The organism is Hyphomicrobium sp. 802, from assembly GCF_000526135.1.
In the GTDB taxonomy this organism is placed as follows: Bacteria; Pseudomonadota; Alphaproteobacteria; order Rhizobiales; family Hyphomicrobiaceae; genus Hyphomicrobium_B.
Genome location: NZ_JAFM01000001.1, coordinates 4,137,559 through 4,162,273 on the forward strand (window position 1 = coordinate 4,137,559; position 24,715 = coordinate 4,162,273).

Here is a 24,715-nt window from a genome sequence, read left to right on the forward strand (position 1 = left end):
ATCCGGTTCAAGGGCCGCATGCCTTATTTTATCCCCGTGCGGCGCGACCAAGGTAAGATGCGCCGGTGGCTGGCGGAATGGGTGAGATTCTCAAAAGAAGTTCATCCGATGAGCACATTTCGTCTTAATGTCGCCGCCAATCAGCCCGCTGGGGCGCGCAATTTTAACCAACGCGGCCGGCGATTCGACGGGCGCACTGGCTGGGAACGACTTCAGGATGGACGTCAAGTTTTTGATCGACAGACTGGCGGAAAATGCCCGGCCGATCGGTATTGCCGTTGTCATTGCCTGCATCCTCACCCTCCTGCTGCGCAGCCGGATTGCGCGACGGCTGAGGGCCGCCATCGAAGAAACGATTTTTTCCAATTGGCGCCTAGCCTTACTCGGTACGACCGGCCTCGTGCTTTCTGCCGCGGCGGGCTGGCGCACATGGGAAGGCATGTACAATTTCACCGGCGAACCCCTGCTCTCCGGCATGGTGACGTTCGGCATCCAGGGCATCATGCTGATCGTCGCGTGGCTGATCGGCGAGAGTTTCGCTACGGGGATGAACCGGCAATCGCGACCGGGACAATCAGCACTCGCAAGCTCGGGGGCGCAGCCGTGGATCGGCACCTTCATCGGGCTTTTGCTGTTCCTCACCTGTTTCGTGTTGTTTCTGCAGTGGTCGGGAAGCGGCGACGGCCGGCAGGCGACTGGCCTGTCCGATATCGACTGGTCGACGGCGGGAAACAAATTCCTGATGTTCGGGGCCGGGCTTCTGCTCGTGGCGCTGTTCGCGCTCTATGCGGCGAGCGACATCGTCCGCCCTTACATCCAGGTCGTGCGCATCATCCTGCGCAATTCGATGCTGTGGCTGATGTTCCTCGCCTGCATGGCGACGAGCGTGTTCTTCTCGTTCGATAGTTTCTTCACGTCGATCTTCCCGCAGTCGGAGCGCGTGCGCGCAGCCGAACTGCGCGCGCAGAACCAGGTGTCGGGCATCATCACGGATATCGAACAGGCGATCGCGGCCCGGCACGCGGCACTCGCCGACGAACTCTTCAAGACGGACGCTTGGAAAGCTTACGATGCGCAGCTTGAGAAGATCACACAGGCCGCAACGCAATCGCAGGCCGTGATCGAAAAGTTCGTCAACGATCAGATCGAAGAGCGTCGCCGTGCCGTGCAAGAGCAGCAGGAGCGGATGGCGTCGGCGCAGGCAGGGCAAGCGGGCCTCGCCAATCGCAAGGTTTCGCTGACGGACGAAAAAGCGAGCCTTGCGGCGCAGCGCCCCGAACTGGCGGCCGATTATCAGACCAAGAAAGCCGACTACGACCAGAAGCTGAAAGACGTCGATGCCAAGCGCGTCGAGGCGCTGGCCGAAGACAAGGGCGTGGAGGGCAGCGGCAAGGCCGGACGCGGACCGCTTTATCGCCAGCGCATGGCGGAACTCGCCACACTGCAAGGCGCGGCGCAAATCGCGCAGGAGCGCATGGCGAATGCCCAGAAACGTCTGAGCACGGTCGAAACGCGGCTATCGTCTATCGACACCGAGCTTGCAACGCTCGACGGCGATCTCGCCAAGTACAAGGGCGAAGCCCAGACGGCGGAGCAGCGGATCAAGCTCGCCCAGGACAGCGTGCAAACGGACGCCGGACCGAAAATCGATCCGACGCGCATCCTGCCCCTGTTCGAGCGCATCCGGTCAGAGTTCCGCGCCGATCCGACGGTCGCGCATCTCAACAGTGTGCAGCAGATGTGCGGCGATATCTATACGGCGATGCAGGCGACGCCGGAAACGAAGTCGCTTGTCTCCGGCATCGACTGCGATCCGAAGACGACGGCCGATGCGGCGGGCACGCTGTTCGCGCTGCAAGCGGGCACGAAGGTTTTCGAGAACACCTGCGCGGGCGGCGACAAGCTCAATGCCAACACGTCGACCGACGCGCTGTTCGCGTTCGCGCGGCGCTGCCTGTCCGATAGCGCGCTGCCGAGCCACGACACAGATGCGCTGCGGACCGAGATCAACCGCATCGAGCTTTCGCGCGATGACAAGGCGCACCGCTTTGTCGTGACGCTCAATGCGTTCCAGGACGGCAACCACCTCGCCTATCTGGCGCTCGCGATTGCGATCGGACTCGACGGCTTGATCTTCATGTCCGGCCTATTCGGCGCCAATGCCGTGCGCTCGCCGCTGTCGGATATTCCGAGCTATCGCTCGCGGTCGGGTGCTCAGCTCGAAGCGACGATCAACGCCGCGCTCGGTGCGCATCCGCATGAGACGGCGTGGCTGACGCTGACGTCGCTCAGGCCGATCACCAATCAGGACGGATTTTCGGCGCTCGCCGATTTGAGCGCGATGGAGCGGTCGCAGGCCGATCGGGTGCGCATGGTGCTTACGGCGGGCGCCGATATCGGCGCGGTCGAGACGATCAGTCATAACCCTGAGCGTTACCGCGTGCGCAGCGAGTTGCGTGAATATCTCTCGTCGATCTGCGACAAGCAATTCAAGACCGACGCTTCCGCGAAAGACAAAGCGCGGCTCGAACAGCTTGTATCGGCAGCGCTGGCACCGCATCCGCGCGAGCACTCCGAAATCGTGCTGAATACGCTTGAGCCGATCCGTGAGACGGAAGGCTTCACGTCAATGGTGACGCTGTCGGAGATCACCAATGATTACGATTCGCGCGTCGTCCGCCGCGTGATGAATGCGGGGTCGGCGGTGAAGGCCGTTGCGCCCGACGTCAAGATCGACGACCGCTATTACATTCGTCCGGCGCTTTACGAGACGTTGCTGACAATCCGTGCGACGGCGCCGGAAAGCGCTGCGTATGGGCGTGATCGGGCGCGGTTTGAAGGCGTGCAGGAGCGTCCGGCCATTGATGCCGGCGTGCTGCGCGAAGCCAAGCCCGAATTGCCGCCGGAGAAAAAGGGTAGCGTCCCGGAGATCGAACGGCGTCGCGATCCGCCGGCGTTGCCGGGCTTGCTGCCGCTGCCGCGCGAAGAAAAGCAGGAGCTTGCGGCGCATTTCCGCGAAGTGTTGCTCGAAGCCATTCACCTGCGGTCCGATATTGTCGACAACCGGTTCAGTCAACCGCAGTCGCGCGATGCTATCCGGGAAGCCTGGAAAGCGCTCAATGCGCACAGCAAGAAAAACGAAAATCTCGGCTTGCTCCTGCGCGATTTCCAGAACGAGCAAGATCGCTTGTTGAGCGAAGCCTATTCGCGACTTCGCAGTGAAACCGGCGGTGACGAGCGCAAGCTGTCGATCCTTGAAGGGATCGATGGGGCTGTGCGCGACGACCTTTCGCTCTACATGCTGTTTCCCGAGATGAGTCTCGTCACATATCTGATCGACGAACTCGAGACCGCGGCACAGCCGGACGACGGCCTCGCGCACGGCGAGCAGGATCTCAAGGATCAGCTGAAGTTCGTGCGCGAAGCGCTCGGGCGATTGGATCTCGACAATCCGCGGTCGTGGGACGAAATCCGCCAACGGCTCGCGATGCGAACAGGTTCGGATTTCCGCAATTTCTATCGTCCATCCGATAGCGACAGCGAGCCCGGCGACGACGCGTGAGCGCGCACTGAGCGACTTACACGGTTCGCGCCGAAGCTTGACTGGATCCCGGCCTTCGCCGGGATGACGTTGTGAAAGGCGACCGTTCAGAGCTTGAACTCGACGACTTTCTGGCGCTGCGTGCCGAGACCGTCGATTTTCAATTCCATGACGTCGCCGGCCTTCAAGAACTCTTTCGGATTGCGAGCAGTGCCGACGCCGGGCGGCGTGCCGGTCGTCACGATATCGCCGGGCTCAAGCACCATGAACTCGGTGATGTAAGCCAGCAGCGTCGGGATGCGGAAAATCATCGTCGAGGTCGAGCCGGTCTGCTTGCGCTCGCCGTTGACGTCGAGCGTCATCGTCAGGTTGTCGAGATCGGTGATCTCGTCGGGCGTCACCAGCCACGGACCGACAGGCCCGAACGTCTCGGCGGATTTGCCCTTCACCCATTGGCCGCCGCGCTTCGACTGGAAGCGGCGCTCCGACACGTCGTTACAGATGCAGTAGCCGGCAATGTATTTTGCCCAATCCTGCACATCGACGTAACGGGCACGCGTGCCGATGACGAACGCTATCTCGACCTCCCAATCGAGATGGCGCGAATTGCGCGGGATCATCACATCGTCGTCCGGGCCGCAGATCGACGTCGTCGCCTTGTTGAAAAGGATCGGCTCCGTTGGAATCTCTTGCCCCGTCTCTTTGGCGTGGTCGGCAAAGTTGAGGCCGATGGCAATGAAGTTGTGCGTGTCGGCAACCGGCGCGCCGAGGCGTGCGTCTTTTGGTGCGAGCGGGAGGGACGCGAGATTGAGCTTGCGAATTTCATCGAGCGATGCGGGCGAGAGATATTCGCCGGAAAAATCCGGGATGACTTCCGAGAGATTGCGAATTTCGCCATTGGTGTCGAGAATGCCGGGTCTTTCGGCACCTGGGGCGCCAAAGCGAACGAGTTTCATTTGCGAATATCTCCAGAAAGCATCGCCTTGCGGCGCCGGGGCAGCTTCTAAGCAGAAAAAGCCCGGCCTGCCAATCATGTCGCCTGGGGTCCAGCGGCCATGTCTCCGCGGCATTGCGCTTTGTGAAGTTTAGCGACGGCGGAACTTGCGCCATGCTCGGCAGTTTCCTCTTGGCCGCCGGGTGTCGGCAAATCGAGCGCGAGGCTGCAATGCCTCGCGTTTCAGTATGGAATGGGGACCTTCCGATGCGTGTTATGGTTACGGCGCGTGTTTCCTTGATGCTTGCGACAATGTTCGCATTTGCCGCGGGGGGCGTAGCACGCGCCGACACTGCATCTCCTGAAGCGCAGCCGCCGTCTACCGCCGTGCCGGACAAGCACGCGACAGCCCCCGCTGATGCGGACAAGAAGCCCGACGAGCAGACGCCCGGCGACATGCCCGCCGTCGTCGTCGATGACAACAAAGTCGAAAGCCTGCTCGGCAAGGACGTGACGAGTGCGAAGGGCGAAAAGCTCGGGCAAATTACCGATATTCTCGTCAGCCACAGCGGCGATGTTCGGGCGGCGGTGATCGATTTCGGCGGCTTTCTGGGTGTCGGATCGCGGAAGATCGCCGTTGCGTGGAGAACGCTGCAGTTCTCGCCCAAGGCCATCACACTCGGCATGACGCGGGACGAATTGCGCGTGACGCCCGAATACCATCAGGGCGAGCCGGTGGTGATCGTCGGCGCTTCTGCTCCCCCTGCACAGCCGGCGCCCTCGGCGCAGCCCGGGCCGCCACAACCTTCAGGACCGCCAGCCACTTCTGCTCCGGCCAAATGATGAGGTCCGTCAGCGCGGGGGCTCACATTCATCTGCTTTGCGCGCCGGACTGACGCTATGCGCGGCATCGCTCGGTTTTGGCGGCGCGCTGGTATCAGGCCGACAGGCAGGAGCCAACTCGGCGTCGACGGCTTTGCGTTTTTCCTCGCCGATGTCCAGGTCGGGTTCGGGCCGTTTCTCACCGTCTATCTGACGTCGGAAAAATGGACGAGCGCCGACATTGGCCTTGTGTTGACGGTCGGCAGCATCATCGCGCTCATCGGACAGGTGCCCGGCGGCGCACTTGTCGATGCGATGGGACGGGAACGGACACTTGCCGCCACCTCGACATTGATGATCGGCGCGTCGGCGTTTTCGATTGCGATCTGGCCGCAGTTTACCGCGGTCTTCTTCGCGCAAGTCTTTCATTCGCTCGCGAGCGTCGTGACAGGGCCTGCGCTCGCGGCGATCAGCCTGGGGCTCGTCGGGCATAACCTGATCGGCGAGCGCTTGGGCCGTAATGCGCGGTTTGCGTCGCTCGGCAGCATGATCGCGGCAGCGAGCATGGGCGCGTGCGGTTATTATCTTTCGAGCCAGGCTGTGTTCTTCGTCGCGGCGGCGATGACTGTTCCGGCGGTGCTTTCGCTTTATCTGATCTCGCCGGGCGACTTTCATCGCGAGGAAGTGACGCCGAAGCCGAAAGCGCATTACGACATTATCGACGCGGCGCGGACGTTGGCGTCGAACCGGCCGCTGCTGATCCTGGCCGGCACGGTATCGCTGTTTCACCTTTCCAATGCGTCGATCATGCCGCTCGTCGCCAACCTCATCACGCAGCGTGCGAGCGACGCCGCCACGATCCTCGTCGCGCTGTGCATCATCGTTCCGCAATTCGTGGTGGCGATGATCTCCCCGTGGATCGGGCGCTATGGCGACCGGCATGGGCGGCGGCCACTGCTGATGCTGGGCTTCGCGGCGTTGCCCGTACGCGCCGCGCTGCTGGCATCGAGCTCGGACCCGGTCGTCATGGTGGCGATCCAATGCCTCGACGGCATTTCAGCGGCGGCGCTCGGCGTGCTGGTTTCGGGCGCCGTCGCGGACGTTACGCGAACGTCGGGGAACTTCAATCTGGCGCTCGGCTTTGTCGGCATCGCGATGGGCGTCGGCGCATCGATCAGCACGACGCTGGCGGGTATTATCGCCTACGATTTCGGAGCGTCGACGGCCTTCCTGACGCTGGCGTGCATTGGGCTAGCGGCTTTCCTGGCGGTTGTGCTGCTGCTGCCTGAAACGCGGACTGCAGAAAGTAAGGAACACGAAAGCAATATCGCGCGTTGAGCCGCAACCAGGGGATCATCCTCATTGAACGGACGGAATTTCGCGATGGCTCAAGTCGTTAGCCGCCGTTTCCAGCTTCTTGATCTGCGTCATCGCCGCCGTCTCGCGGTCGTCAGAACATCTTTTTTACGAATTTATGGTTCTTTAATTTTCCCAATAGGGCGCGTACACCATATCCCGATGGGCGCTGTTGGAGTGTTTTATGGCCCATAATCGGGGCAAGTCCGTTGCTTTGGATGGCGTAGCGGCATCACGCGTTCAGCGTTGGGTGTCCGTTGCCTGCAGTGGCATCCTGGCGGCGGTGGCCACCTGCGTGGCTCCCCATGCGGCATTCGCCGACGGCCCCTTCGACAACTCCATCACCAATCCGACCATCGCAACGGCATCGTCCGACTGGGTTGTTACGCTCGGCGCCTGGGGAAATATTTCGCCGGAGTTTTCCGGTTCAAGCCATTACGATCTGGGCGGCTCGCCCATCGTCGACTTTCATCGGGTCGGCGATAAGGAATGGCTGAGCCTGCCGAACGACGGCATCGATTACGAGCTGTTCTCGACCGATAATTTCCGCGCCGGTCCCGTCGGCCAGATCCGCTGGGATTTCGGCAACACGCGCGATCGCGGGCTGAAAGAGATCGGCAATACCGGCGTCGACCTTTCGCTTGAGATCGGCGCTTTCGTCGAATATTGGCCGGCGGAATGGCTACGCACGCGTCTTGAAGCGCGCAACGCCGTCTATGGCGCAGAAGGCTGGATTTTCGACCTCAGCTCGGATTTCGTCTGGCATCCGACGACGCAATGGACGGTCGCCGCCGGTCCGCGCCTGTCGGTCGCCGACAGCGACTACATGAATGCCTACTACGGTTTGAATGCGGCGCAGGCGGAAAGCGTCCACCTTTCGAAATACGAAGCGTCTGCGGGCGTGCGCTCGGCTGGGGCCGGCCTTTACGGCGAATACAAATGGACCGAACAGTTCTCGACGATGGCGTCGTTCGAATACGAGCGGCTGGTTGGCAGCGCGGCGGATTCGCCGCTGGTCAGCGAAGCCGGATCGCCGGATCAGTTCACCGTTTCATTCGGCGCAAAGTATAAGTTCGTCTGGAGCCACTAGCGGCTTCGGCTATGGCGCGGGCGCGGCGCTCGCAGGACCCGCCTTGTCACTCGGCGCCTTAGTGTCCTCCGCCGGTTTCGTCAGCCAATTCGACAACCGATCCATGTACAGAAAAATAACAGGCGTCGTGAAGAGCGTCAGGATCTGGCTGATCGCAAGACCACCGACCATCGCATAGCCAAGCGGCTGGCGGATTTCAGCGCCGGTTCCGGCACCGATCATCAGCGGGACGCCGCCGAGCAGCGCCGCAAGTGTCGTCATCATGATCGGCCGGAACCGCAGCAGCGCCGCCTTGCGGATGGCTTCGACCGGCGACAGGTGCTCGTTGCGCTCGGCGTGAATGGCGAAGTCGACGAGCATGATGCCGTTCTTCTTGACGATGCCGATCAACAGAATAACGCCGATCATGGCGACCAGGCTGAAGTCGAAGCCGAATAGCATCAAGGTGATGAGCGCACCCGCACCCGCCGATGGCAATGTGGACAGGATGGTGATCGGGTGAATGTAGCTTTCGTAGAGGATGCCGAGGATCAGGTAGACGACGAAAAGCGCCGCCGCGATCAACAGCGGGATCGTCGTCAGTGATGCCTGGAAGGCTTGAGCGTTGCCCTGGAATGTCGTCTGCATCGAAGCCGGCAGGCGCAGCTCGCGCTCAGCGGCCCTGATCTGGTTGGTCGCCGTGCCGAGCGAAGCGCCGGGCGCGAGATTGAAGCTGATCGTTACGGCCGGAAACTGCCCCTGATGCGAGATCGACAGCGGTTCGGTCTTGCGCGTCGTCCACGAAGCGATCGTTCCGAGCGGGATGAGGCCGCCGGTCGTCGGCGAGTGGATGTAAAGCTTGTCGAGGCTGTGCGGATCGGCCTGCACCTCGGGTGATGCTTCCATGATGACGTGATAGCTGTTCTGCTGCGTGAAGTACTGCGCGACTTGCCGTTGGCCGAATGCATCATAAAGCGTCGCATCGACCTCGTCGGGCGTCAGGCCATAACGCGAGGCCTGATCGCGATTGACTTCGACCTTCAGCGTCGTGCCTGCCATCTGCTGATCGGTCGCGACGTCGCGGAGCGTCGGCAGCGTCTTCAGTTTTTCGAGGATTCGCGGCGCCCAGGTGTTAAGCTCGTTGGTGTCGGCGTCCTCAAGCGTGTACTGGAATTGCGTGCGCGACGCGCGGCCGCCGACATTCACATCCTGCGCCGCCTGCATGAAGAGGCGAACGCCTTCAAGCTTTGCGAGTTTCGGCTGCAAACGGCGGATGACCTGGAATGCCGACGCATCGCGCTCGGACTTGGGTTTCAAGGTGATATAGACGCGACCGCTGTTGAGCGCGGGCGTCGTGCCGCCGGCTCCGATTGCCATTGCCACTGTCGCGACGGCCGGATCGCTGGAAACAACTTTGCCGACTTCCTCCTGATACTTCATCATGGCGTCGAATGAGGTGTCTTCGGCCGCTTCGGAGATGCCGATAATGAGGCCGGTATCCTGCTGCGGGAAGAAGCCTTTCGGGATGGTGACGAAGAGATAAGCGGTCAATCCCAATGTCGCGAAGAATGTCATCAGCGTCAGGAACTGATGGCGAAGAACGAAATCGAGGCCGCGGCCGTAGCCATTGAGCAGCGCGTCGAAGCCGCGTTCGCTCAGTTTGTAAAGGCGGCCGCGCTGCACGTCCTTTTCGCTTTTCAGGAAGCGCGAGGCCATCATCGGCGTCAGCGTCAGCGCGACGAAGCCCGAGACGGCAATCGTCATTGTGACGGTGACCGCAAATTCGCGGAACAGGCGGCCGATGATGCCGCCCATCATCAGCAACGGGATGAAGACGGCGACGAGCGAAATGCTGATCGAGACGACGGTGAAGCCGATTTCGCGCGCCCCCTTCATCGCCGCATCGAACGGCTTTTCGCCGTCTTCGACGTAGCGCACGATGTTTTCAAGAACGACGATGGCGTCATCGACGACGAAGCCGACGGCGATCGTCAGGGCCATGAGCGACAAGTTATCAAGGCTATAGCCCAAGACATACATCAGCGCGCAGGCACCGAACAGCGCCAGCGGTACCGTCACGCTGGGAATGATCGTCGCCCAGAGACTGCGCAGGAAAACAAAAATAACGGCGACAACGAGCGCCACCGAGAGCAGCAGTGTGAATTCGACGTCCTCGATGGACGCGCGAATCGTCTGCGTGCGATCGCTCAGAATATGCACCTTGAGCGCCTTGGGCATCGCCGCCTGAAGCCGCGGCAGCTCGGCCTTGATGCGATCGACTGTCTCGATGACGTTGGCGCCCGGCTCCTTGAAGATAATCAGGAAGACGCCGCGCTTGTTGTTGGCCCACGCCGCTTCCTGATCGTTTTCCGGCCCAACGATTGCCTTGCCGACGTCCTTGATGCGGATCGGGGCGCCGTTGCGGTAGGCGATGATGACGTCGTCCCAGGACTTCGCGTCAGTCAGCTGATCGTTGGTGTAGATCGTATAGCCGCGATTGGCGGATTGGACTGAGCCCTTAGGGCTGTTCACCGTGGTGATCGAGAGCGGCGGTCGCACATCTTCGAGCGTCAGCCCGCGGGCATAGAGCTTCGCGGGGTCGAGCTGAACGCGGATCGAAGGCTTTTGCTCGCCACCGATCACGACCTGACCGACGCCGTTGATCTGGCTGATCTGCTGCGCAAGTTTCGTATCGGCGTTGTCGTCAACCTCGGTCAGCGGCATGGCGTCGGAGGTGGCGGAAAGCAGCAGGATCGGACTGTCGGCGGGATTGACCTTGCGATAAATCGGCGGCTGCGGAAGGTCTTGCGGCAGCTGACCGCCAGCGGCGTTGATCGCAGATTGGATGTCGTTGGCCGCGCCGTCGATATCGCGATCGAGATCGAACTGCACGACGATGGTCGTGACACCGAGGCCGCTGGTCGAAGTCGTTTGCGTCACGCCAGGAATCTGCGCGAATTGCCGCTCAAGGGGCTGCGCCACGTTCGACGCCATCGTCTCGGGGCTCGCACCCGGAAGATTGGCCGAAACCTGAATGGTCGGAAAATCGATTTGCGGCAACGGCGCAACCGGCAGATTCATAAATGCGATCACGCCGACGAACAGAATGCCGACCATGATCAGCGACGTCGCGATCGGGTAGCGAATGAACGGACCTGAAATGCCGCCGCTCTCCATGTTACTCGGCCTCGCCGGACGGGCGCTTCGGGCGCGCGGTCATATCTGACGCGGTGGTGTGGGCAGCCTTTTCCTTGCGGTCGTTCTGCTCCGTCAAATCAACGAGCGTTCCGGGCGCAAGGCGATAGTAGCCGGATGTAACCACGCGCTCTCCGGGTTCGACGCCACTTTTGATCACGGCTTCACCATCCTGGATCTCACCGACGATGAGCTTGCGCATCTCGATCCGATTGTCGGGACGCACGACGTAGGCGAACAAATTTTCAGGGCCGCGCTGGACAGCTGCATCGGGAATGACGACGACGTTCTTTTCCGTTCGGATGAGCAATCGCGTCGACACCGAGAGGCCGGGCCAAAGCACATGATCGGCGTTGGCGAATTTTCCCTTCAGCTTGATCGTGCCCGTCGTCATGTCGACCTGATTGTCTACGAGTGACAACTCGCCCTTGCCCAGTTCGCGCTGACCATCCGGAGTATAGGCTGCGACCTGCAGCGCACCGTGCTTCAATTGATCGAGGATGCTCAAAAGCTTTTGCTCAGGCTCCGTAAAGATCACCGCAATCGGCTCGATCTGCATGATGGTTGCAACGCCGCCGGTATCGGTCGCGTGGATGATATTGCCTTGATCGACGAGGCGAAACCCCATGCGGCCCGAGATCGGCGCGCGGATCGTCGTATACGTGAGCTGCACTTTGGCGTCGTCGATGGCGCCGGCGTCGGCAGCGATCAATGCTTCCTGCTGCTTCACGGCCGAGCGCTGCGTGTCGATCTGCTGTTGCGTTGTCGCCAACGGTCCCGCATTCACGAAACGATCGAGATCGCGTTTTAGATTGACGAGGTCAGCTTCGTCCTGAGCCTTTTTTGCGACGGCTTGATCGAGTGTCGCTTGAAACGGCCGCGGATCGATTTGGATCAGAAGATCTCCGGCCTTGACGAACTGGCCTTCCTGGAACGCAACCTTGTCGATCTCGCCATCGACACGCGAACGCACGGTCACGGTATTCCATGCTTGCACGTTGCCTAAGCTATCATAGTAAACGGGAAAGTCTTTTCGTTCCGCGGTCGCGACGGTGGCGGGAACGGCTTCTTCCGGCTTCTTCTTTTCGGCGCCGGCAGGATGCTCGCGCATCCACGCCGCATAACCCGCGCCCGCAACGAGCGCGATGATTATCGGCAGGACAAAACTTTTGGCACGCATCCGACACGTCCGTTTCCTAATGCGTTTCCATGCAAAGTATCCGAGGCCAGTCGTCGCCCCCGATTAACGACGGTTCAGAAAGGCAGTTCCGTCGCTGCCTGTCCGACAAATCGCGTTACAAAGTGGCAAGGGACAGCCCGAGGCCCACGCTATCGCTTAAACAAGCGGAACTCTTTCCCACAGTGAATGACGCGTATGATTTGCGTGCGTATTTGAAAATTCTTTAGCAACGGCGTCGCGAGGGTAATCGGTCACGCGACATTCGAAAATATCATTCTGCCGCCCCGTGATTTCCGGCGTCGATGGCGCGGCGCATAACGTCCCATACCCGCGGATCGGTCGATTGTGCGACGTTGACGCGCAGAAATTCCGACGCGGTGTCCGATACGCTGAAAACGTTTCCTGGAGCGAGCACAACGTCTTCCTTAAGCGCCGCTCGCGCGACAGCCGCGGAATCCCGTGCATTCGGCAGCTTGCACCAGAGGTGAAAGCCGCCGCGGGGCATCACCCACGGCTCGATGTTCAGATCATGTAGTTTATCTGCCGTCCGGCGGCGCAACCTTGCCAGCTTCGATCGAAGCTCATCCATGTGCTTGCGATAGCCGCCGCCGGTGAGCACGTCGGCCAGAACTTCGGTCGCGACGGGGCTCGGGCCGCCGAAACTGGTCGCGACCTGGAGGTCAACGAGATCTTCGATCCAGTCGGGCCGCGTGGCGATGTAACCGCAGCGTAGGGACGCAGAAAGTGTTTTCGAGAAACTGCCGATACGAATGACGCGTCTCAAACCGTCCAATGCGGCGAGGCGCGGAGACGGGTCGGGTTCGAGATCGGCGAAGATGTCATCCTCGACGATCGTCAGGTCGTGCGCCTCTGCTGCGCTCAACAGGCGATGGGCGGTTTGCAACGACATCGTTGCACCGGTCGGATTATGCAGTGCGGAATTGGTGATGTAGAGGCGCGGCCGTTCGGAAGCGAGGATGGCTTCAAAACGTGCAACGTCTGGACCCGACGGCGTGTAGGGCACGCCGACGATCTTCACCTGATGCACGCGCAAAAGCGCCCGAAAATTGAAGTAGCAGGGATCGTCAATCAAAGCCGTATCGCCCGGACGCAGCAGGAAGCGGCAAATCAGATCAATCGCCTGCGTGCCCGATGCGGTCAGCAGCAGCTGATCCGGCGTCAACTCAAGCGCGTCCTCTGCAAAGCGCGCGAGCAGATGGCGGCGCAAATTTATCGCTCCACGCGTGCTGCCGTATTCGGTCAGCAGATGATCGTCGGCGCGCGCAAACTTGCGAAAGGCCCGACGCAAGTCCTCGCCCGGCATCCAATCTGACGGTAGCCAACCGCAGCCCGGCTTCAAGACGCGTGCATCCGCTTCGAGAGATTGACGCGAAACCCAAAACGGATCGACGGCGCGATCGAGCTTGGGGCCGGTTTCCTTGAAGGCGAGCGGCGGCAGCGCCGTTCCCGACACGTAGAAGCCGGAACCTCTCCGCGCCCGGATCAGGCCCTCGGCCGCCAGCCGGTCGTAGGCTTCGACAACGGTCGACGGGGAGACACCCATTGTCGCCGCGAACCGGCGGACGGACGGCAATCGGTCTCCGACCGCCAAAGTACGTTTTGCGACTTTGGCCCGGATCTCGCGCATGACGATGTCGGTGCGGGTTGCGCCGCGATTCTTCGGTTTCTTCATGTGTATGGCTTTTTGTATCAGTACAGTTTCTTGAAATTGTACTGCATTGTGTCTGGGCGCGCCAGTCAGCCCCATCTAAGTCTATCGACCTTCAGCACTATGGAGGCGATATGAAATCCTCGGCCGACGGATGGATCAGCGGCCTGATCGGCGTGATCATTTTCAGCGGATCCCTGCCGGCGACGCGCGTCGCCGTTTCTGGATTTTCTCCCTTATTCTTGACGTCCGCCCGCGCCGTCATCGCTGCCCTGCTGGCGGCGATGCTGCTGATCGCTCTGCGGCAGAAAAAGCCCGACCGCAGCGAGCTTCTGCCGCTCGGCATCGTGGCAGCGGGCGTCGTTATCGGCTTTCCGTTGCTGACGGCGATCGCGCTCCAACACATCACGTCGGCGCATTCGATCGTGTTTATCGGTCTCTTGCCGCTTGCGACTGCGATCTTCGCCGTCGTGCGTGGGGGCGAGCGACCGAAGCCGTTGTTCTGGCTCTTCTCAATCGTGGGAAGCGCGACGGTTGCTGGCTTCGCCTTCGGTCACGAGGGAAATGCGTCGCCCGTCGGTGATATTCTGATGATCTGTGCGATCATCGTTTGCGGCTTGGGCTACGCCGAAGGCGCCAAACTCGCTCGCCAGTACGGCGGATGGCAAGTCATATCATGGGCGCTGGTCTTTGCCGCGCCGGCAATGTTGCTGATTGCAATTGCGACGCTGCCATCGTCGTGGGCCGACATTGGATCGTCCGCGTGGATGGGCCTGGCCTATGTCTCGGTCTTCAGCATGCTTATCGGTTTTGTCTTCTGGTATCGCGGACTGGCAATCGGAGGCACTGCAAGCGTCGGTCAGCTGCAGTTGCTGCAGCCGTTTCTCGGCCTCGCGTTCGCAGGGCTTGTTCTACACGAGCCCGTCGCCTGGACAATGATCGCGGCAACGGGCGTGGTCGTGGTTTGCGTCATGTTCGCCAGGCGCTTTGCATGACGCGACACAATTCCCTTATCCGGCGGCGGGTTTGTCCTGACGTTCGACCCAGAAGTAGTACATGCCGTCGAACGTGTGGGGTTTCAGCCGCTCGAAAGCCGCCCAGTAGGCAAGCGTGCCGGCGGGGGCGGCAGCGGGAAACAGAGTTGCGAATTCCTGCAGCACGTTCGCGTCCAATACGAAACCGCGAAACACGAGGCCTTCATCATCGAGGAACTGTGCTATCTCCTCGATCGTCACGGTCGCTTCGCTTTCATGCAGGACGAGATCGCGGAATGTGTTGAGCGCAAAGAAATCGCGGCTTTGCTTGACGTAGCTCGCCGGAGTTTCATCATCGCGCAACAGTAGCGACCGGCGGTAGATGCGCGCGGCAGAATCCGTACAGCCCGCGCCGGGATAATCCTTATCGTCGCGCAAGTCGCGAAGACCTTGCCGCGCCGTCGCGCTGTAGAGCCCGATGTTCATTAGGCCCGACGGTTTCAAGCACGACAGCAATGCGCGCCAGCCTGCACGCCAGTCAGCCATGTGGTGCAGAACGCCGACGCAATAGATGAGATCGAAGCGACGTTCCAGGCGCGCAACATCGAGAATGTCGGCCTGAACGAACGAGACGTTGGTGACCTTCTCACGCGCGGCCATGACACTGGCGTAGGCGAGGCTCGCCCGCGAGATGTCGATGGCGAGCAGCCGCGCCTTGGGGCCATGCGCCGTCGCCGACATCAAAGCCTGTTGCCCGGTGCCGCAGCCCGCAATCAGGACGTCACATTCCTTGTCCATGAATGCAAAGCGATCCGCAGGCATCAAGCGGCCGAGATAGCGTTGCAGCGCGCCGGGCGCGGAACGCTGAACCGTTTTCCAGCGCGGATAGGGCGAGGCTTCGTACTGGCGCGCAACCTTCAGCGAGGTTGCATCAGAAAGCGCACCGACTGCCGGGATCGACTTGGCGGCAGCGTCTCTGTCGGCGCGTTCGAGAATTTGTGCGCTGAGTGTTTCGCGGAAACTTTTAGGCTTCAAGACGCGCATATCGTCCACGCCGAGCGGCGGCGACACAATCTCCTCCAGCGGTCGATACAGGGCCGCGCACAGGAATGCGTGCGTCGTCGGCATATCGGCCGCCAGCAGCGCGGCGCGCTCGATCTTCACAGCGGAAAGTGCGTCCGTCTCTTGCGAGGTTTCGGCCCAGGCAAAGTCGTTGTTCCAGCCTTGAACCATCAGTGCCAGTGCAAGATTGAAATGATCGCGGTCGTCGAACAACGTGCGGCCGGCATCGAGCAGGATCGCTGCGCGCACGCCTGTGAGCAGGCGTTCGTTGTCGATGCTCTTGACGATACCCTCGCGCAGGCAGAGGCAAAGCATTTCGTGTTCGGCGCGGCCGAGGTGACGTAGCTTACCGAGGATCGCGCGGCCCGCTTCCAGCTCACTCATTTCGCCGCTTGCGATACGACGAATGCCATCACGCCAATCTGCATTCTGTGTCGACAACCATCGCAGGCCCGCCTCGGTGAGCGGCTGAAGCGCGACGTCGCGGGTTTGCAGCGCGGTGCTTAAGCCGGCAGCCGTCAAAACGGCACCGTCGTCGACGCGATAGCGGGTGAACAGCCGCGACAACTGCGAAGCCGCCGCGAACGGGCTCACCGGCTTGCGTTGCAAAACCTGGATGAGCAGAGACGCGGCCTTGCCGATGTGGCCCAAGTTTTCTTCAACCACGGCGAGGTTGTATCGCAGATCGAGATTGCCAGCGTCGAGCGCGATGGCTTGCTCGAAAAATGCGGCGGCGCCTTCGAATTCGCCGACCTGCGCCAAGCGCAGAGCGTGTTCGGCAAGCTGGGCTATCGATTCACGCTTTCGCAAGGCGCTTACGACTCTGTTTGGAAATGCGGGCTGGGCACCAGCGTACATACCCGCGATCGTTGTCAATTCGACAAATGGTGCGGACGGAGGGACTCGAACCCTGACGACGTTACCTTCCCGGCACTCAGCATTATGGTATGGCCGGTGCGCGGACGGCGGGCGCAAGATACCAAACAACCGCCGAGAGCACGATAGCACCCCCCGCCAGCACGGCATTTTCGGGCTGCTCTGCAAAGAAAATCCAGACCAGCACTGGGCCGAGCACGACGTCGAGCATTTGAATGAATCCGGATTCGCCGGCGGTAATGTAGCGACCACCGTTGAGCGCTAGAACGTAAGCAAGCCCGGACGTCAAGCCACCATACAAAGCGCAGGCCAGAAGGGCCCTCGGCGATGGAAGCCCAGGATTCATGAAGGGAATGGCAATCAGGGCGCACGCTCCAGCCGCCAATGCCATGACAACGTTCAAGTCAAGCTTGGGGTAAACTTTCGCGTGAACGATCTGCGACGCAAAGGTTGCCGTCATGACGAAAGCTGCGATGATACCGAGGATATCTTTCGCCGTTGCCGCTGACCCGGCCATAATGGCGATGCCAATAAAGGCCGTGATCCCCGCGCCGAGCAGACGCACGGTCACCCGTTCGCTGATCCAGACATAGCTGATGAGCGCAGCGATGAATGGCAACGTCGCATACACAATCATGACGTTGGCAACGGTCGTCAGGTTCAATGCGAAGATGTATGCGATCGTTGACAGAACAGAGAGCGTGATCGCAACAACTCCAGAAGACCCCACCCCCGTTACGGCTTTTATCAAATTATTCTGATGCTCGTAGGCTGCAAACCCGGCGAGCGTCACGAATGCAAACAGGGACCGCCACCCAATAAGCGTCCACGAATCAAGGTTTGCCATCCTCACGAAGGCACCGGCAGTGCTCCAAAGAATAGCTGACAAGATAACGAGCAACATTCCATAGGTTCGGCTCGCCATTGTGATCCTCTTTCGCTAAGCGGGCTAACCGGATCCACTTTGCTCCGCCGATGGACCAAAACTATCCCAAAGGCGACGCGAACCAGAGCTTGGGTGCTTACGAGTTGCGAAGCGCACACGTCGTTGACGCGGGAGCGCCCCCAAGTGTCAACGGGGAGTTGATGGGCAGTGTCCTAATGCATCAGTCGCAGGACAACATGGTCATCGCATCATGTCTGCTGTTTGCATCGCAGATGGATTTGGTGCGGACGGAGGGACTCGAACCCTCACGACGTTACCGTCTCAGGATTTTAAGTCCTGTGTGTCTACCGGTTCCACCACGTCCGCGTTGCCGGCCCTTATGGCGGGTCAGACGGGCGAGCGCAACACGCTGAGGAAAAGTTCCGGAGAATTATCAGATCGGATCTTGGCCGGATGGCTCCGGGGTGGCGACGGCGGGTGCAATGTTGTAGACGCTGTGCGCTTTCTTCATCAGCGCAAGCAGTTCAGCCGGACTGTCGACGTTGACGGAATGGGGATACTGCGGATCGGTTCCGACGAGCTTGTCGGAAACGTTGCCATCCGAATCGAGAAAGAGCGTGCGCGGGACGTAAGAGCCGTCCGGCTGGAAGGCGCCATTGACCTCCTTTTCCTGGTCGGCATCGACCAGGATCATCACAAAATCGCGCGAAGCTGCAACCACGGCCGGGTCCTTGAAGACCTGGCGGAACCGTTTGCAGACGGAGCACCATGTGGCGTGAAATACCATGATGACAGGCCGGCCCGTGTGCGCCGATTCATAAATGCCGGACCGCGCGTCGCGCCAGTTGATCTCGGCGCCGTTCCATTCGTCAGCGTATGCAGGGGCACGCGCATCCGCCGATGCTGTCAGAGCGAACAGTGCGAACACAGCGGCGGCGAGCGTACGGATCATGCCGGATCTCCAGGCTGCAGATGATTTCCGTATTAGTCTCGCATCGGCGGATTGGAAACAAGGCAGACGCCGCAGCCGGATTAACAAGTCGTAATCCTACGGGCCTCGATAGCGATCAACCGGGCTTAACGGCCGCACGGCGGTTCTCATAAGCCTGCAAATGGAGATAAGCGAGATCGAGAAGCGGCGTCGCAACGCCGTGCGCCCTGCCGCGGCGGATCATGTCGCCGACGATCTGGTCCGCCTCGATTTGCTCACCGCGCTGGATATCGCGCAGCATCGAAGCCGACAGCGTCGAAGCCGGATCGGTCAGGAAAGTCCGCGAAAATTCCATCGTCTCGGGCTGAGGCGGATAACCGTTTGCACCAGCGATGGCGGTGCATTCGTTCAGCACATTCAGCGTAAACTCTGCTCCGTGCGCGGCCCGCACGATGTCGCCAACGCCGGCGCGCATCAGGCACGTCGATGCTGCGAAGGCGGCGAGGAAGTACCACTTCTCCCACATCGCAAAGATGATGTCGTCAGCATGGCGCACTTCGATGCCACGAGCGAGTGTCTCGTAAAGCGCCGTCGCCGCCGCCTTCTGCCCGGCGAAGCGCGCGCCCATCGTCAGCGTCGACAATTGCCCAAACTGGCGGATTATGCCGTCCTCGGTCAGCGTCACACTGATATGGGTAAGACCGCCGAGCACGCGCGCAGCGCCGAACGCAGCGTCGAGCGTATCAAGATGCTTCATGCCGTTGAGCACCGGCAAAATCAGTGTCTTGTCGCCGACAGCCGGGCGGATCGCATCTATCGCGCTGTCGAGGTCGTAGGCTTTCGCGCTGAGGATGACTGCATCATACGGAGCGACGATCTCGTCGCGGGTTATGGCTTTGACGGGGATATCGAGACGGCCGTCCGCGCTTTCGATCTTGAGGCCATCGCGTGCCAGCTGTTCGCGGCGCTTGGGGCGGACGAGAAACGTCACATCGACACCAGCCTTCGCCAAATAGCCGCCGAAATAGCCGCCAGTCGCACCGGCGCCGAGGAACAGCAGTTTCATTGCGTTTCGCCTCTCATTTCAATCATTCGATGCAACCGAACGGGGCGTCGATCACATCTTGTTCACGACATTCGCGATCGGACGCACGGGGAGTTGTGTGGCGGTGAACGGGTTGGGTGTCTATCTCAGATTCATCACAGGCGGCATGTGCGCCGCGCAGTTTAATGGAGCTTACATGACTCGCATAATGTTAATTGGATTGGCGCTGACCGGCATGGCGCTTCCGGCTTATGCCGACGAAGCAGCAACGAACAACGGCGCGTCAGCGGCTGCCTTGAGTGCCGAACTCGCGAACGCGGCAAACGCCGAGCAGGCGCGCGTGCAGTTGGCACATCAGGGATATACCGGAATTTCTCCGCTTTATCGCGGCGAGCAAGGCCAGTGGGTCGGCAATGCCGTGAAGGATGGCAGAACAGTCATCGTGTCGGTGCTGCTGCCGCAGGCGCGGGGCCTTACAAACTAATCTCGGCGATTACCCCGACCGGATTTCAAGCCCAGTAGTCCGGATAAAACTTAAGCGCCTTTCACTTGAAAGGCGCTTTTTTTGTTGGCGATTGGCGACTCCCCGGTGGGAAGCAGGCAGCCAATCGCACGCATTTATCGTCATGCCGACGAAGGTCGGCATCCAGGCGGCCTTTAGCATGACGGATGGCGCGAGTTGGCTGGATCCCGGCCTGCGCCGGGATGACGTCAGAGAAGGTGAGACGTTGATTGTCATCCTCGGTGCAAAGCCGAGGATGACAAAGAGCTCTAGGCTTTCTTCTCCGGCGTGACGACACGGATGGAGAGTTCGCGCAGTTGCTTGGGCGAGGCTTCGCTCGGCGCGCCCATCAGAAGATCTGCCGCCTGCTGGTTCATCGGGAAGAGCGCAACTTCGCGAACGGTCTTGCCGCCTGTCAGCAGCATGACGATGCGTTCGATGCCAGCCGCCATACCGCCGTGCGGCGGCGCGCCATATTGGAATGCGCGGTAGAGACCACCGAAGCGCGCTTCGACATCGGCCTTCGAAAGCCCGGTGATCTCGAACGCTTTCACCATCGTCTCGGGGACATGGTTACGAACCGAGCCCGAGGCAATCTCGTAGCCGTTGCAGACGATGTCGTACTGGTTCGCCTTGAGCGCGAGAAGCGCATCGCGGCCGGATTTCTCGGCGGCTTCCAGCGCCTCACGGCCGCCCTTTGGCATCGAGAACGGGTTGTGAGAGAAGTCGATCTTCTTGTCTTCCTCGTTCCATTCGTAGAACGGGAAGTCGACGATCCAGGCGAGCGCGAAGCGGTTCTCGTCGATCAGCTTCAATTCATGACCGGCGCGATCGCGGGCCGCGCCTGCGAACTTGTAGAAGTTCGCGGGGTTGCCGCCGACGAAGAAGACGGCGTCGCCGTCCTTCAGGCCGAGCTGGTTCTTGATCGCAATCGTGCGTTCGGGGCCGATGTTCTTCGCAATCGGACCGGCGCCCGCTTCGTCGCCGTCGCGCCAGAAGATATAGCCGAGGCCCGGCTGCCCTTCGCCTTGCGCCCAGGAGTTCATGCGGTCGCAGAATGCGCGGCTGCCGCCGGTCGGCGCGGGGATTGCCCAAATGCGCGTCTTGGCATCCTTCTCGATCATGCCCGCGAAGACCTTGAAGCCCGAGCCGCGGAAGTGCTCGGTGACATCGGCCATCTCGATCGGGTTGCGCAGATCGGGCTTGTCGGAGCCGTACTTGGCGATGGCCGTATCGTAAGGAATGCGCGGCCAGCCTTTCGTGACCGGCTTGCCGTTGCCGAATTCCTCGAACAGGCCGGTGATGACTGGCTCCATCGTCTGGAACACGTCTTCCTGCTCGACGAAGCTCATCTCGACGTCAAGCTGGTAGAACTCGCCGGGCAGACGGTCGGCGCGCGGGTCTTCGTCGCGAAAGCAAGGTGCGATCTGGAAATAGCGGTCGAAGCCAGAGACCATCAAAAGTTGCTTGTACTGCTGTGGGGCCTGCGGCAGGGCGTAGAATTTGCCCGAATGAATGCGGCTCGGCACGAGGAAGTCGCGCGCGCCTTCGGGGCTCGATGCGGTCAGGATCGGCGTCGGGAATTCGTTGAAGCCTACGTCATGCATGCGGCGGCGAATCGAGCGCGTGATGTCGAGCCGCTTCATGATGATGCCGTGCAGCGTCTCGCGGCGCAGATCGAGGAAGCGATATTGCAGGCGCAGGTCTTCCGGGTAATCGGGCTCGCCGAAGACCGGAACGGGAAGCTCTTTCGCGGCGGAAAGCACTTCGATTTCAGTGGCGTAAAGCTCGACCTCACCCGTCGGCAGCTCCGGGTTGACAGTGCCTTCGGGCCGGTCGCGGACCTTCCCGTCGACGCGGACAACCCATTCTGAACGCAGAGTTTCGGCGACCTTGAACGCCGGGCTGTCGGGATCGGCCACCACCTGGGTCAGGCCGTAATGATCGCGCAGGTCAATAAACAGAACGCCGCCGTGGTCACGCACGCGGTGCACCCAGCCCGAAAGACGTACGTCGGAGCCGACGTCGCTCTTCCGGAGCGCGCCGCAGGTGTGCGAGCGATAACGATGCAGCTTAGCCTCGGCCATGGCCGGAAAACCCTTTGGTCATGTGGGTGAAAATCGCCGCGGAAAAGCGCATGTGGGCGGCGGAAAGTCAAGGTTACCGCCCGACAGAGTTTCCGGCTGGCCCTCCGCACGGATATTCGGGCGTGCGGGCCCCGTAATTCCAGGGATTTCATAGTGGGGATTTCCGGGCCACCCTTGGAGGCCGCCGGCGTCCAAAAGCCTGTTCACGCCGCGACCAAGCTGATGGCGACAACAACAAATCCATGCGCTATAGGCGTTGCCCTGATGCGAATGATCACGACCACGTCCGAACTGTCGGCACTCTGCGATGTGCTGGCGAAAAGTGAATATGTTGCCGTTGACACCGAATTTCTGCGCGAGCAGACGTTCTGGCCGTTGCTGTGCCTTATCCAGCTCGCGGGGCCGGAAGCCGAGGCGGTCGTCGACCCGTTGAGTCCCGGCATCGACCTGACACCATTCTATAATTTGATGGCGAACGAGTCGGTCGTGAAAGTGTTTCACGCCGCGCGGCAGGATATCGAAATTGTCTATCTGAAGTCGCAAGTCGTGCCGACGCCGGTGTTCGACAGTCAGGTCGCCGCGATGGTCTGCGGCTATGGCGACAGCATCAGCTATGTGAACCTCGTCAAGAAGACGACGGGCGTCGATCTCGACAAAAGTTCCCGCTTCACGGACTGGAGCCGCCGGCCCCTGTCCGACAAGCAGCTCGACTACGCGCTGGCCGACGTCACGCACCTGCGCGACGTCTATGTGCGTCTCAAGCAGATGCTGGAAAAGACCGGCCGGACGCCGTGGCTGCAGGAAGAGATGGAAGTGCTCATCAGCCCTTCCACCTACGATGCGAAACCGGAAAATGCCTGGCAGCGGCTGAAGCTGCGCGTGAAGGGACGCAAGTCGCTCGCCGTGCTGATCGAGCTTGCCGCGTGGCGTGAACGGATGGCGCAACAGCTCGACGTGCCGCGCGGCCGCGTGCTGCGCGACGATGCGCTTTACGATATCGCCAATCAGTTGCCCGCCAGCGCCGATGCGCTTGGGCAATTGCGTACGCTGTCGGACGGTTTTGCGCGCTCGCAGCGGGCGAAGGAAATCATCGATGTCGTGAAGGCGGGTCTGGCGCGCGATCCGAAGACGCTGCCGAAGATCGAGCGCAACGAAGCGCTCTCGGCCGAAGCGAGCGCGACGCTGGAGCTTTTAAAAGTACTGCTGAAGGCGGCCGCTGCCGAGCATGGCGTGGCGCCGCGCATCATTGCCGATAGCGATGATCTGGAACAGCTCGCGACATCGGATGAAGCCGATATTCTGGCCCTGCAGGGTTGGCGGCGGACGCTGTTTGGCGATGCCGCGCTGAAGCTCAAGCGTGGTGAGCTTGCGCTGACCCTCGTCAACGGCGAAGTGCGCGCGGTGCCTGCTGCGAGGTAGAGTTTGTAGTTGCAATTGGCGACTCGCATTCCGTAAGGCCGCCAATCGCGGACACACGCCACCGTCATGCCGACGAAGGTCGGCACCCAGACAAGCCTCGACAAGACAGATATTGCAATTTCACTGGATCCCGGCCTTCGCCGGGATGACGTTAGGGACTGGCTACTTCCGGCCCGGATCGTACGAGTGAGTCTGGCGCCATTCGGAGAAGAAGTACGACAGGCTATCGTCGATCTCGGACGGCATGACAATCTTGACGGTGACGAGCTGATCGCCGACGTGGCCGTTCTTGCCGCGCGCCCCCTTGCCCTTCAGGCGAAACGTCTTGCCGGAACTCGTGCCCTTGGGAAGCGTCAACTGCACGCGGCCCGTGGCGGTCGGAACTTCGACACGGCCGCCGAGAACCGCTTCGTCGATCGTGATCGGCAGCTCAAGCAGCAGATCATCACCCTCACGGCGGAAATCGGGATGCGGGCGAACCTTGATTTCGACCAGAGCGTCGCCCGCCTCGCCACCGATGGCGCCGGGCGCGCCCTTACCTTTGAGCCGCAGAACCTGACCGTCGACCACGCCTTCGGGAACGTTGAGATCGAGTGTGCCGCCGTCAGGCAGCGTGACGCGCTTCTTGGTGCCTTGAACTGCGTCGAGAAAATCGACCTCTAGCGAATAGCGGACATCGTTGCCGCGGGGACCCGCTCCCTGCGCATCGCGGCGGGCGCGGGTGCCGGCGGCGCCGAAGACGTCTGAAAAAATGTCGGAGAAGCTGAAGTCATCGAAACCGCCACCCGCCCCTGCCCGGCCCTCGAAACCGCGGGCGCCGAACGGGCTGTGACGCCCGGCACCGGCTCCGGCCCGGCTCCATTGCGGGCGGCGCGGATCGCCTTTGGCGTCGATTTCGCCCGCATCGTACTGGCGGCGCTTTTCCGGATCGCTCAGGATGTCGTTGGCGGCGGTGATTTTCTTGAAGCGCTCGGCCGCGCCGGCATTGCCGGGATTGACGTCAGGATGGCTGGCTTTCGCGAGCTTGCGAAATGCACTGCGTATTTCATCCTCTGACGCCCCGCGCGATACGCCGAGAATATCGTAAAGATCTTCCGCCATGGAGGCTGTCTTCATCCTGCGAACTTTAATCCGAGATTATCAGAAATTGTTGCGACGCAAGCGAGG

Annotated in this window: 17 protein-coding genes and 1 tRNA gene; 7 read left to right on the top strand and 11 right to left on the bottom strand. The window is 61.0% G+C overall.

From position 1 onward, the window contains the following. The first annotated feature begins 217 nt into the window (after window positions 1-217). Window positions 218-3,562 carry a hypothetical protein gene (locus tag HYP802_RS0120965; RefSeq protein WP_024276469.1) on the top strand — a complete coding sequence of 1,115 codons (3,345 nt, stop codon included), beginning with the start codon at window positions 218-220 and terminating at the stop codon, window positions 3,560-3,562. An 86-nt stretch (window positions 3,563-3,648) separates the two neighbouring features. Here HYP802_RS0120965 and HYP802_RS0120970 read toward each other — a convergent pair whose 3' ends face one another. After that, complete coding sequence (locus HYP802_RS0120970) at window positions 3,649-4,497, bottom strand: fumarylacetoacetate hydrolase family protein (RefSeq protein ID WP_024276470.1); 849 nt, start codon at window positions 4,495-4,497, stop codon at window positions 3,649-3,651. A gap of 245 nt (window positions 4,498-4,742) precedes the next feature. Between HYP802_RS0120970 and HYP802_RS0120975 the strand changes: the two genes are divergently transcribed. The 3 genes from HYP802_RS0120975 to HYP802_RS0120985 all read left to right on the top strand — a co-directional run bounded on the left by HYP802_RS0120975 (window position 4,743) and on the right by HYP802_RS0120985 (window position 7,743). After that, window positions 4,743-5,318, top strand: coding sequence for a PRC-barrel domain-containing protein (locus HYP802_RS0120975; RefSeq protein WP_197022735.1), 576 nt, complete (start codon window positions 4,743-4,745; stop codon window positions 5,316-5,318). A gap of 57 nt (window positions 5,319-5,375) precedes the next feature. After that, window positions 5,376-6,635 carry an MFS transporter gene (locus HYP802_RS0120980; protein WP_024276472.1) on the top strand — a complete coding sequence of 420 codons (1,260 nt, stop codon included), beginning with the start codon at window positions 5,376-5,378 and terminating at the stop codon, window positions 6,633-6,635. 202 nt (window positions 6,636-6,837) lie between these two features. Next, window positions 6,838-7,743: a MipA/OmpV family protein gene (locus tag HYP802_RS0120985; RefSeq protein ID WP_081741010.1), complete on the top strand. Its 906-nt coding sequence runs from the start codon at window positions 6,838-6,840 to the stop codon at window positions 7,741-7,743. A gap of 9 nt (window positions 7,744-7,752) precedes the next feature. On the opposite strand, the gene HYP802_RS0120990 is transcribed toward HYP802_RS0120985, so the two are convergent. The 3 genes from HYP802_RS0120990 to HYP802_RS0121000 form a co-directional block, all read right to left on the bottom strand. Next, entirely contained in the window at window positions 7,753-10,899 is a 3,147-nt protein-coding gene (locus HYP802_RS0120990) for a multidrug efflux RND transporter permease subunit (protein ID WP_013949699.1), read from the bottom strand. A gap of 1 nt (window position 10,900) precedes the next feature. Next, on the bottom strand, window positions 10,901-12,097 hold the full coding sequence (locus tag HYP802_RS0120995) for an efflux RND transporter periplasmic adaptor subunit (RefSeq protein ID WP_024276474.1): 1,197 nt from the start codon (window positions 12,095-12,097) through the stop codon (window positions 10,901-10,903). 271 nt (window positions 12,098-12,368) lie between these two features. After that, window positions 12,369-13,790, bottom strand: a complete 1,422-nt coding sequence (locus HYP802_RS0121000; protein WP_035575858.1) for a PLP-dependent aminotransferase family protein — start codon at window positions 13,788-13,790, stop codon at window positions 12,369-12,371. Between the two features lie 110 nt (window positions 13,791-13,900). Between HYP802_RS0121000 and HYP802_RS0121005 the strand changes: the two genes are divergently transcribed. Continuing rightward, the gene (locus HYP802_RS0121005; protein ID WP_024276476.1) at window positions 13,901-14,761 is read left to right on the top strand and encodes a DMT family transporter; all 861 of its coding nucleotides are present in this window, start codon (window positions 13,901-13,903) and stop codon (window positions 14,759-14,761) included. A gap of 15 nt (window positions 14,762-14,776) precedes the next feature. On the opposite strand, the gene HYP802_RS23075 is transcribed toward HYP802_RS0121005, so the two are convergent. From HYP802_RS23075 to panE, 5 genes are all read right to left on the bottom strand, one after another. After that, entirely contained in the window at window positions 14,777-16,612 is a 1,836-nt protein-coding gene (locus tag HYP802_RS23075; RefSeq protein ID WP_051463133.1) for a methyltransferase domain-containing protein, read from the bottom strand. A gap of 130 nt (window positions 16,613-16,742) precedes the next feature. Beyond that, a complete protein-coding gene (locus HYP802_RS0121015) occupies window positions 16,743-17,603 on the bottom strand; it encodes a DMT family transporter (protein ID WP_013949704.1) in 861 nt (286 codons plus the stop codon). Window positions 17,604-17,843: 240 nt separating this feature from the next. Next, window positions 17,844-17,930: transfer RNA gene (locus HYP802_RS0121020), tRNA-Leu, on the bottom strand. 67 nt (window positions 17,931-17,997) lie between these two features. Next, complete coding sequence (locus HYP802_RS0121025) at window positions 17,998-18,516, bottom strand: thioredoxin family protein (protein WP_024276478.1); 519 nt, start codon at window positions 18,514-18,516, stop codon at window positions 17,998-18,000. 115 nt (window positions 18,517-18,631) lie between these two features. Beyond that, complete coding sequence (panE, locus tag HYP802_RS0121030; protein WP_024276479.1) at window positions 18,632-19,561, bottom strand: 2-dehydropantoate 2-reductase; 930 nt, start codon at window positions 19,559-19,561, stop codon at window positions 18,632-18,634. A 175-nt stretch (window positions 19,562-19,736) separates the two neighbouring features. Between panE and HYP802_RS0121035 the strand changes: the two genes are divergently transcribed. Next, window positions 19,737-20,024 (top strand): hypothetical protein, encoded by a 288-nt coding sequence (locus tag HYP802_RS0121035; RefSeq protein WP_155831283.1) that lies wholly within the window; start codon window positions 19,737-19,739, stop codon window positions 20,022-20,024. A gap of 287 nt (window positions 20,025-20,311) precedes the next feature. Here the strand turns inward: HYP802_RS0121035 and aspS are convergent, their stop codons facing one another. Continuing rightward, on the bottom strand, window positions 20,312-22,114 hold the full coding sequence (gene aspS / locus HYP802_RS0121045; protein ID WP_024276481.1) for an aspartate--tRNA ligase: 1,803 nt from the start codon (window positions 22,112-22,114) through the stop codon (window positions 20,312-20,314). A gap of 279 nt (window positions 22,115-22,393) precedes the next feature. On the opposite strand from aspS, the gene rnd reads away from it, so the two are divergent. After that, window positions 22,394-23,548, top strand: a complete 1,155-nt coding sequence (gene rnd, locus HYP802_RS0121050) for a ribonuclease D (RefSeq protein ID WP_024276482.1) — start codon at window positions 22,394-22,396, stop codon at window positions 23,546-23,548. Between the two features lie 162 nt (window positions 23,549-23,710). On the opposite strand, the gene HYP802_RS0121055 is transcribed toward rnd, so the two are convergent. Continuing rightward, a complete protein-coding gene (locus HYP802_RS0121055; RefSeq protein ID WP_013949712.1) occupies window positions 23,711-24,649 on the bottom strand; it encodes a J domain-containing protein in 939 nt (312 codons plus the stop codon). Window positions 24,650-24,715 lie beyond the last annotated feature (66 nt).